This is a genomic window from Nocardiopsis sp. B62, assembly GCF_018070675.1.
Taxonomy (GTDB): Bacteria; Actinomycetota; Actinomycetes; order Streptosporangiales; family Streptosporangiaceae; genus Nocardiopsis; species Nocardiopsis prasina.
In genome coordinates this window covers 50,120-59,569 of record NZ_JAGPXK010000029.1, presented here as the reverse complement: position 1 = coordinate 59,569, position 9,450 = coordinate 50,120, and the positions used below count along the sequence as shown (strand labels likewise).

At 70.8% G+C, this 9,450-nt stretch carries 9 protein-coding genes; 4 read left to right on the top strand and 5 right to left on the bottom strand.

Annotated elements, in window-relative coordinates:
* On the top strand, positions 1–185 hold a 185-nt coding region (locus tag KBX21_RS22850; protein WP_210843593.1), incomplete at its 5' end, for a hypothetical protein.
* Positions 186–513: 328 nt separating this feature from the next.
* Here the strand turns inward: KBX21_RS22850 and tyrS are convergent.
* Positions 514–1,812 carry a tyrosine--tRNA ligase gene (gene tyrS / locus KBX21_RS22845; RefSeq protein WP_049578235.1) on the bottom strand — a complete coding sequence of 433 codons (1,299 nt, stop codon included), beginning with the start codon at positions 1,810–1,812 and terminating at the stop codon, positions 514–516.
* Positions 1,813–2,065: 253 nt separating this feature from the next.
* Here tyrS and KBX21_RS22840 point away from each other — a divergent pair, with 253 nt between their 5' ends.
* The 3 genes from KBX21_RS22840 (at position 2,066) to KBX21_RS22830 (ending at position 4,288) form a co-directional block, all read left to right on the top strand.
* The gene (locus KBX21_RS22840; RefSeq protein WP_210843590.1) at positions 2,066–2,875 is read left to right on the top strand and encodes an alpha/beta fold hydrolase; all 810 of its coding nucleotides are present in this window, start codon (positions 2,066–2,068) and stop codon (positions 2,873–2,875) included.
* Positions 2,868–3,458 carry a TetR/AcrR family transcriptional regulator gene (locus KBX21_RS22835; RefSeq protein ID WP_210843588.1) on the top strand — a complete coding sequence of 197 codons (591 nt, stop codon included), beginning with the start codon at positions 2,868–2,870 and terminating at the stop codon, positions 3,456–3,458. Before KBX21_RS22840 ends, KBX21_RS22835 begins: the two co-directional genes overlap by 8 nt.
* A gap of 104 nt (positions 3,459–3,562) precedes the next feature.
* Positions 3,563–4,288 (top strand): HNH endonuclease family protein, encoded by a 726-nt coding sequence (locus tag KBX21_RS22830; RefSeq protein ID WP_210843586.1) that lies wholly within the window; start codon positions 3,563–3,565, stop codon positions 4,286–4,288.
* Between the two features lie 62 nt (positions 4,289–4,350).
* On the opposite strand, the gene KBX21_RS22825 is transcribed toward KBX21_RS22830, so the two are convergent.
* From KBX21_RS22825 to KBX21_RS22810, 4 genes are all read right to left on the bottom strand, one after another.
* The gene (locus KBX21_RS22825; RefSeq protein WP_082206674.1) at positions 4,351–4,857 is read right to left on the bottom strand and encodes a hypothetical protein; all 507 of its coding nucleotides are present in this window, start codon (positions 4,855–4,857) and stop codon (positions 4,351–4,353) included.
* Positions 4,858–5,037: 180 nt separating this feature from the next.
* Positions 5,038–6,255 carry an L-2-hydroxyglutarate oxidase gene (gene lhgO, locus KBX21_RS22820; RefSeq protein ID WP_049578246.1) on the bottom strand — a complete coding sequence of 406 codons (1,218 nt, stop codon included), beginning with the start codon at positions 6,253–6,255 and terminating at the stop codon, positions 5,038–5,040.
* Between the two features lie 74 nt (positions 6,256–6,329).
* Positions 6,330–6,782 (bottom strand): DUF742 domain-containing protein, encoded by a 453-nt coding sequence (locus tag KBX21_RS22815; protein ID WP_210843583.1) that lies wholly within the window; start codon positions 6,780–6,782, stop codon positions 6,330–6,332.
* Entirely contained in the window at positions 6,772–9,246 is a 2,475-nt protein-coding gene (locus KBX21_RS22810) for a nitrate- and nitrite sensing domain-containing protein (RefSeq protein WP_082206676.1), read from the bottom strand. The genes KBX21_RS22815 and KBX21_RS22810 overlap by 11 nt, the downstream gene beginning before the upstream one ends.
* Positions 9,247–9,450: the final 204 nt, after the last annotated feature.

Genomic DNA, 9,450 nt, shown 5'->3' with positions numbered 1-9,450 from the left:
CTTTACTTTATCAGGTGTTCCGCGCCCCGCCAAATCGGCGTTTTCGCTTCAAACCTGATCCGGAGAAAGAATTCCCGGTGCTTCTTCCGCCCCGCGTTTCCGCCGGGCTTTTGAAGCAACTCCCCGAGCTTACATGCCCGAGCGACTGCTCGAACCATCTTGCTGAGAAGAGAGGATGTCGGTGATCGCGGCCCGGTTCCGAGTCGAAGCCATGAAGGCCTCACTCGCCGTCCCGCAGCGACTCGTCCGACTATAGAGGGGGCGGGTGCGGACGTCAAGTCAGGACCCGGAACGGGCGCCGTCTCGGCGGATCCGGGCCTCTGGCACCCGCGCGCGGTCCTCACACCAGGCCCGCGCCGGTTACGTCGGCTGTAGTCAGACAACAACTGTGGTGCCCGAATCATCCCGAGGCCAAACCTTCGCCAGACGCGACCACGGAAGCCCCGGAACACCACGAACGGGTGAGGGCCGGTCTCCCCAGTGGAAGCCGGCCCTCGTGCGTGCGTCCGAGCGTCAGCCCTTGAGGACCACGCCGCCGATGTTGCGCTTGCCCTTACGGAGTACGACGAAGCGGTCGGCGAGCACGTCATCCGCGCTCAGCGTGGCCTCGACGTCGGTGACCTTCACGTTGTTCACGTAGGCACCGCCCTCCTGGATGGCACGGCGGGCCGCCGACTTGCTGGGCGTCAGGCCGCTCAGCGCGAACAGGTCGGTGACCAACAGATCCCCCACCGGGCCGTCGACCTCGGCCTTGGGTACCTCGGCCAGAGCGGCATCCAGGGTGCGGCCGTCCAACTCCGTCAGGTCCGCGCGGCCGAACAGCGCCAGGCTGGCGTCCTTGACCTTGCGGGTCTCCTCCTCACCGTGGACCAGCGTCGTCAGCGTCTCCGCGAGCGCGCGCTGCGCCGCACGCGCCTGCGGACGCTCCTCCGTCTGGCGTTCGAGGTCCTCGATCTCCTCACGGGAGAGGAAGCTGAACACCTTGAGGTAGCGGATGACGTCGCGGTCGTCCGCGTTGAACCAGAACTGGTAGAAGGCGTACGGGGAGGTCAGTTCGGGATCGAGCCACACCGTGCCGGTCTCGGTCTTGCCGAACTTGGTGCCGTCGGCCTTCGTGAGCAGGTTCGTGGTCAGAGCGTGCGCCTGGCCGTGCGGCTCGTTCCCCTCGATCCGGCGGACCAGGTCCATTCCGGCGGTGATGTTGCCCCACTGGTCCGAGCCGCCCGTCTGGAGCGTGCAGCCGTAGCGGCGGTAGAGCTCGACGAAGTCGTAGGACTGGAGGAGGACGTAGCTGAACTCGGTGTAGCTCATGCCCTCACCGTCGAGGCGGCTCCTGACCGTCTCCCGAGCCAGCATCTGGTTGATGCTGAAGTGCTTGCCCACGTCCCGGAGCAGCTCGATCGCGTTCATCTGCCCCAGCCAGTCCCCGTTGTTGGCGAGGATGGCGTCGGTCGGGCCCGCCTGCTCGCCCTCAGGCGTGAACCGCAGGAAGGCGGAGAGCTGCCCGGCCAGGTTCCCGACCCAGTCCAGCACCGTCTCCACCGAGTTCATCTGGCGCTCGGCGTTGGGCTTGGGGTCGCCGATGAGGCCCGTGCCACCGCCGACGAGGGCGATGGGCCGGTGCCCGGCCTGCTGGAAGCGGGCCAGGGTGAGCGCCTGGGTGAGGTGGCCGACGTGCAGGCTGCCCGCGGTGGGGTCGAATCCGCAATAGAGGGTGATCGGACCATCGGCCAGCGCCTTGCGGAGTGCGTCAAGGTCGGTCGTCTGCGCGATCAGTCCGCGCCACTGGAGTTCGTCGATGATGTCGATCACTGTGTAGCTCTCTGTTGTGTAGGCGGGCCCTCGGCCCGATCTGCCTAGCAGTGTAGGGCGACCGTGCGCACGGGGCACCCGGTTATCCCTCACACGACCACGCTACCGGCCGGGTGTCGGCCCAGTTCACGCGGCAGCGGGTGCGCGTAGGACACCGGTAAGGGCCGTGCCTTGACGCGCTGGGCTAATGGGATTAGCTTTATGGCTATGGGCATGAGCCACAGGGTTCGCGCCACGGACGAGGGACACCGTCATGCACCACCTCCAGCGCCCCGACGGGCGAATCGCCTATGACCTCCACGGTGCCGGGAACACCGGAACACTCGTGATCTGCGTGCCCGGCATGTTCGACCACCGCTCCTCCTTCCGGTTCGTCGCCGCCGCGCTCGCCGAGGCCGGGAACCGCGTGGCCGTCATGGACCTGCGCGGACACGGGGACAGCGACACCACCTTCGAGCGCTACGACAGCCGCGTGGCCGCCGGCGACGTCGTCGCCCTGGCGGAGGAACTCGGCGGCGGGAGGGTGGTCGTCGCGGGCAACTCCATGGGCGCGGCGGCCGCGACCATCGCCGCGCTGGACCGTCCCGACCTGGTGAGCGGTATCGCCCTGCTCGGCCCGTTCCTGCGACCCGGCGTCCAGAGCCGACTGGAGCGTGCCTCGCTGAGGCTCCTCGTCTCCGGGCCCTGGATGGCGCGGGGTCTGACGATGGTCTACGACTCCCTGCACAAGGGGCGCGTCCCCGAGGGGCACGCCGAGCAGAAGGCGCGCGTCCACGCGATGCTCCGCCCCGCCGAGCGGCGTCGGGCCGTGGCCCGAACCATCGGGGTCACCAACGAGACGATCGACGACGCGAGCGGGCTGTCCGCTCGGGCCGTGGTGATCATGGGCGAGCTGGACCCCGACTGGAAGGACCCCCGTGCAGAGGCCGACTGGGTGGCCTCCGTGGTGCGGGGCGACGTGGTCATGGTCCCCGACTGCGGCCACTACACGCAGTCCCAGCGCCCCGACGTCGTGGTTCCCGCGCTGGTCGACCTGATCGAGAAGGCGGAAGCCGTTGCCTAGGGCGGGGCTGACCCCCGTGGTGGTCACCGCGGAGGCGGCGTCGCTCGTCGACGAACGCGGGTTCGACAGCCTGTCCCTGGCGGCGCTGGCGAAGCGGTTGGGTGTGGCGACCCCGAGCCTGTACAAGCACGTCGACGGGTTGGACGGGCTGCGACGGGAGGTGTCCCTGCTCGCCGTCGGCGAACTCGCCGAGCGGCTCCGGTCCGCCGCGACGGGCCGGTCCGGCCCTGATGCCCTGCGGGCGCTCTTCGATGCCCACCGTCGCTACGCGCTGGAATACCCGGGCCGCTACGTGTCGATCCAGCGGGCTCCCGCCCCGACGGACACCGAGGCGCGAGCGACCTTCGCTCGGCCCGTCGAGGTGATCGCCGCGGTGCTGCGCGGGTTCGCGATCCCCGAGCGGCAGATGGTGCACACGATCCGCGCGCTGCGCAGCGCCGTGCACGGGTTCGTCGATCTGGAGACCCACGGCGGCTTCGGGCTGCCGGAGGACGTCGACGAGAGCTACGCCGTGCTGGTGGAGGGCTTCGTCCGCGCCCTGGACAACTGGCCCGGCCGCGATGAGGGGGCCAGGGAGATCTGACCCCGGGTGTCGTTACGGTCCGGGCCGGTGATGGGCCAAGCTTGAGGGACCCGGATCGGACGACCCGCCCGTCACGGGAGGCAAGACAGTGTTGGAGTTCCCCGATGGCCCAGAAATCCTCCCCCCGAAACCCCGCCAGGGGCGGGAAGCCCTCCTCTCGGCTGACCGCGATCATCAGTACCGTCGTCGGCGTCCTCGTGCTCGCCGCCTTCGTTCTGCAGCAGCTGGGCGTGATCGACCTGGAGTTCGGTGAATCCGGTACCGAACCGCAGAGCTCACCGGAGTCGAGTTCCTCCGACGTCGACCAGGCCAGGCAGCGGTTGGAGGAGATCCGTGTCGAGGAGGAGAACGACCCGCCGGGATACGACCGCGCGCTGTTCCCTCACTGGGACTCCGGGGTCCAGGACAACTGCTCCACCCGTCAGGTCGTGCTGCTCCGCGACGGTGAGGACGTCCAGACCAACGACAAGTGTCAGCCGGTCTCCGGTTCCTGGCACAGCCCCTACGACGGTGAGACCTTCACCGACGCGCAGGACATCGACATCGACCACATGGTGGCGCTGAAGGAGGGGTGGCGGTCGGGTGCCCACGCCTGGTCGACCGAGGAGCGCCAGGAGTTCGCCAACGACCTCGACTCCTCGCAGCTGTGGGCGGTGAGCGCCTCGACCAACCGGGCCAAGGGTGACGCGGACCCGGCGAACTGGCTGCCGCCTCTGGAGTCCTCCCACTGCGACTACGTGGTGTCCTGGATCGAGGTCAAGCACAAGTGGGACCTGACCGCCGATCCCGAAGAGGAGACCGCGCTGCGCGAGGTTCTCGACGGTTGCTGACCGGCCCCCGCGCCGATCCGCTGATCACGTGACGCGCTGGCCCGGCACCCCGGGCCAGCGCCCTAGGCCGGGTTCTCCTGGGCCATGCCCCGTGCGGTCGCCAGGATCTCCTCTTCGCCGATCAGCCCGAAGGGGTCACGGACCTCGACGGCCACCCCAGGCGCGGGCGTCCAGAAGGCCTCGGACCCCCCGTACAGTCCCCCGGTCCCGTTGTTGTCGAAGTCGCCCAGCTCCCAGGTGTCGGGATCGCGCTCGTGGTAGCGGGTGAGGAAGGAGCGGACAGTATCCAGGTCGGTGAGCTCCTCCCCCCTCAGGACCAGGACCTGGAGCAGCACCTCGAACCCACCACCCTCCTTGGCCTGTTCCCAGGCCCGTTGGGTGAAGGCGACGTCTCCCCACTCGTAGGTGAAGTCCGAGGCCGAGGCCTCTGGCCCGACCTGCGCGGGCAGGTGGCCGATGGTGAATCCGTCCAAGGGTCCTCCTCGGGGGCCGACGGCGGACACCGCCGCCGTGAGAACGAGTACGAGCACGGTGGCGAGGGCCACCTGGGCCCACCTGGTCGGGCGCATGTCACCTCCACCGGCGCCCCCGGGACCGTCCCGGGGGTGACCGGTGATTCCATGCTCCGCCGGGCGGGCGGTCAGTACCAGAGTGTCCTCGAACCTGTGGATAACTCCGCTCCGACACACCCCGCCGGTCCGCCTCCACGGGGGTCCCCACCCCGGTGAAACCTTCCCGGCTGTCCTGCCTCAGCCCGCGTTGACGTGGTGGTCGTACAGGAACTCGGCGATCGCCAGGGAGGAGGTCGCCGCCGGGGAGGGCGCGTTGCGCACGCACACGACCCGACCGTGCGTGTCCACGTGGAAGTCATCCAGGAGTCCGCCGTCCCGGCCCAGCGCCTGGGCCCGCACACCGGCGGGGGCGGGACGCAGGTCGGCGGCGGTGAGTTCGGGGAGCAGGCGACGGGCCTGACCGGCGAACACCGCCTTGGAGGCCGACACCAGCGTCTCCCGGGCGCCGACGGTCCAGTGCTGGCGGGCCAGGCGCCAGAAGCCGGGCCAGGCGAGCGTCTGCGCGAACTCGCGGGCCCGCAGGTCGCGGGCTCGGTATCCCTCCCGGGCCAGGGCCAGGATGGCGTTGGGCCCGGCCATGACCTCGCCGTGCACGTGGCGGGTCAGGTGCACGCCCAGGAATGGGTACCTGGGATCGGGGACCGGGTAGAGCAGGCCTCGCACGAGATCGCGGCGCTCAGGAACGAGTTCGTGGTAGTGACCCCGGAAGGGGACGACCCTGGGGTCGGCGCCGCCGCCTGCCATGCGGGCGAGCTGGTCGCTCTGGAGTCCGCCGCACAGGACCATGCGGTCGAACCGGTGGATGACCCGCTCCCCCTTGGGGTCCCCGGTCAGGGCCTCCGTGCCGTCGTGGTCCTGGCGGAGGTCGATGACGGGGGTGTTGAGCAGGACCCGGCCACCGGAGCGGCGCACGTCGTCGGCGAGCTGTTCGGCGACCGCGACGAAGTCCGTGATGGCCGTGGTGGGCGAGTGCAGCGCCCCGACGCCAACCGCGTGGGGTTCGATCTCGCGCAGTCCGTCGGGGCCGAGACGGGTGACGCCGGGGACGCCGTTCTCCTTCGCCTTGCCCTCGATGTCGTCCAGGCGCGCCTCGTCCTCGGCGTTCACCGCGACGAGGAGCTTGCCCGCCTCCTCGTAGGGCAGGCCGTTCTCCGCGCAGTAGTCCCTGAGCAGTCCGACCCCCCTGCGGCAGAGGGTGGCCTTGAGTGAACCAGGGCGGTAGTAGAGGCCGGCGTGGACGACGCCGCTGTTGTGGCCGGTCTGGTGCGCGGCGACCCGGTTCTCCTTCTCCAGGACGGTGACTCGGGTGCCGGGGCGGTGGAGGGTGATGTGGCGGGCCAGGGCCAGGCCGACGATCCCCGCTCCGATGATGCCGATGTGTTCGGTGCTGCGCATGGGCGCACGCTAGCAACCCGGTGTCCGGCGCCCGGGCACCGGGTGACGAGGAACACGGGACAAGCGGCCGCGGATCACAGTGAGCGCAGTCCCACCAGCACGGCGTGCAGGATGTCCTCGTGTCCCAGGGGACGTGAGGGGCCGCAGCACTGGAGTGAACCCTCGGCGACCATGACGGTGGCCATCGAGCGCACCTGTCCCATGGGGAGACCGACCTCGGCGGCGAGCTCGGCCACTGTCCGGGCGCGCCTTGCGTGGTTGAGGATGGCCTCCCGCTCCGGGCGCAGCCACTCGTGGTGGCCGGGGGTGCGGGCGGCCACCACGAGGGTGAGCAGGTCGAGGTCGGCGGAGTCCGTGGTGCGCGGCGCGGCGTGTTCCGTGGTTCCGACGTCGACGGCGTAGGGGCGCAGGAACCTCTCGTTCCCCGCGTCCTCTGCCTCGTCGACGGGTCTGTGGCCGTTCGCGTCGGTGCGGTCGGCCGGGCCACGTTCCGTCAGGCGACGGGCGCGGCGGCCCTCAGCGGTCACTGGGTCCTCCTGGTGGTGTCGGGAAGGGCGAGGTGTCGGTCGGCGCGGGACCGAAGGGGGCCTGTTCCCCGGAGTCGAGCCGAACGGACGGCCCCGTGGTGCCGCCGCGGTTCTGCGGCGCCGACGGGTCGTGCGGTCGCTGGGCGCCGGAGGGCCCGTACGGCCCTCGTGGCTCCGAGGCCCCGATCCGGTAGTGCGCGCCGCTCGGTGGCCGAGGGCCCGCCGTCCGGGGCTGAGGGCCGGTACGGGCCTGGGGGCCGGTCTGGGGTTGAGGCCCGGTCTGGGGTTGAGGCCCGGTACGGGCCTGGGGGCCGGTCTGGGGCTGAGGCCCGGTCCGGGAGCGGGGGTCGTGCTGGTCGGGGACCCCTTGGGGCCCGGACTGGCCGAACGGTCCCCGGGGTCCCGTCTGTTGGCCGGTCCCCTGGCCGGTCAGGTGACTCAGCGCGCCCGGGAAGGCGGGCACCCCAGCCGGGGCCCCGGTGACGGGGACCGGGTTGTCCACGGGCTCCAGCAGGCTGTCCGGGATGAGCGCGGTGGCCAGAGTCCCGCCGTAGGGCGAGGGGTGCAGCCACACGCGGATGCCGTGCCGTTCGGCCAGGCGGGCCACGACGAACAGCCCCAGCCTCGGGTCGTCCGGAAGGGCCATGACGTCGAACTCCGGCGGCCGTGTGAGCGTGCGCTCGGCCGCCGCGTAGCCCTGCTCGGACATGCCCAGCCCGCGGTCCTCGATCTCCACCACGAGTCCGCCGCCGACCGGGGCGCAACCCATGTCCACGGTGGTCCCGGCGGGAGAGAACTGGGTGGCGTTCTCCACCAGTTCGGCGAGGAGGTGAACGACGTCCGCCACGACCTGGCCATGCATGAGCACCCGGGGCGCGGACGTCAGCCGAACGCGCTCGAAGTCCTCGGTCTCGGCGATGGAGGCGCGCAGCACGTCCACAAGGGGGCGGGGCTGGCGCCAACGGCGCGCGGACTGGCCACCGCCCAGGATGATGAGGTTGTCGGCGTAGCGGCGGGCGCGGGTCGCCAGGTGGTCCAGTCGGAAGAGTCGGCGCAGCGCCTCGGGGTCCTGCTCCTTGTACTCGATCTCGTCGAGCAGGCGCAGTTGGCGTTGGACCAGGGTCTGGTTGCGGAAGGCGATCCCCAGGAAGGCTCGGTTGGCGCCCCTGCGGATCTCGGCCTGGCGGACGGCCGCCTCCACCGCGGTGATCTGGGCGCTGTCGAAGGCGTCGGCGACCTGTCCGATCTCGTCGTCGCCCTCCTCGTCCAGGGCCGGGAGTTCGTCCACGACGTCGACCTTGTCCCCGCGCTGGGCCCGCTCGATGATGTCGGGCAGGTCCGCGTCGCGGTCCAGGATCTGTTCGCGCAGACAGGTGAGGCGTTCGGTGAGGCGGCGCGAGGACCGGCCCACGAGCGCGATGGCGACCACTCCGCCGAGCAGGGTCACGGTGGCGGCCGCGACTCCGAGCGTGACCCTGAGCAGGGCCGCACTCCAGGCGAGGTCGACGGTGCGTTCGATCTGGGTCCTGGCGATGTCGTCCAGGGACCGGGCGGCGACGGCCGAGGAGGTGTCCCAGTCGTTGGCCTCGATGTCGATGGCGGAGTTCCACTCGGTGAGGGGTTCCTGGCCGGGGAGGGCGTCGTCGTTCTGCGCGACCGGGGGCCGGGTGACGACCCTGCGGCTGAACCCCTCCGCCCTGGTCCACGCGTCGTCCTGGACCAGGGCCTCGTGGGCCGCGCGGACGCTGGGGTGCATGGCGTGGCTGACGGTGTCGAGGGTGGCGCGGTAGGAGGCGGTGAGGAAGGTGAAGTGGGCCGTCTCCTCATAGGTCATCCGCTCCGCCGCGATGACCCCGGCGAGCAGGGCGTCGGCCGTCGCGTACTCCTCACGGGCGGCGAGAAGCTCCCTGGTGAGGACCGCGTCGGTGAGGTTCTCCCCGCCGTCGGTGGTGTGCAGCAGCGCGATGACGGTGTCTGTGAGGGTCCCCAGGAGGTCGCTGTAGCCGCTGAGGGCCTCCTCCCGGTTGGCCGTGCGGGCGTCGACCGTGGAGCGCAGGGCCTCGAGGCGGTCCGGGGCGCCGGTCACCAGAGCGGCGTGGCGGTTCACCTCGACGTCACGGCCGTCCTCCAGTCCCTCGCCGAGGGCCACGGCCTCGGCCAGGGCGTCGTCCGTGCTGGCGCGCTGCTCCTCAAGGTCGTCCTGGAGGGTCGCTTCCCCTCCGGCGTCCTGGACGCCCAGGTGGACCATGGACAGGCGGCGTTCGGCGCGGAGCTCGGTCGCGACCCCGGACAGGACCTCGGTGCCCTCGCGGGCCTGGCTCACGGCGCTCATGAGCTGGGCGGCCTGGGCTGTCCCGAGTGTGGCCACGATGAGCCAGAGCGCGAGGAAGCACAGGCTCGGGATGAGCACGATCCGGGTGAGCTGCCCGCGGATCGTCCGGGTGGACGCGTGTGTTCTTCGCAATGGCCCCCTCCAGCCCGTGCGGGTGCCGGGGCGTCCTGGGGAGGTGCCTCGGCGGCTTTCGGTCCTGCCGAGGCTATCGAAAAACCATTGCCGTACGTTGTCAAACAATCACGACTAGTTATCCGAGCTTGTGGGAAGGGCCGCCGAGCACGCCCTGGGGCGGTTCGTGTCCGGGGTGAAGGGGCAGGTCACCGCCGATCAACG

Excerpts from the sequence above, each read along its gene's own strand:
- lhgO (WP_049578246.1), bottom strand. The coding sequence starts at position 6,255 with ATGCGCAGCACCGAACACATCGGCATCATCGGAGCGGGGATCGTCGGC.
- KBX21_RS22825 (WP_082206674.1), bottom strand. The coding sequence starts at position 4,857 with ATGCGCCCGACCAGGTGGGCCCAGGTGGCCCTCGCCACCGTGCTCGTA.
- KBX21_RS22840 (WP_210843590.1), top strand. The coding sequence starts at position 2,066 with ATGCACCACCTCCAGCGCCCCGACGGGCGAATCGCCTATGACCTCCAC.
- KBX21_RS22830 (WP_210843586.1), top strand. The coding sequence starts at position 3,563 with ATGGCCCAGAAATCCTCCCCCCGAAACCCCGCCAGGGGCGGGAAGCCC.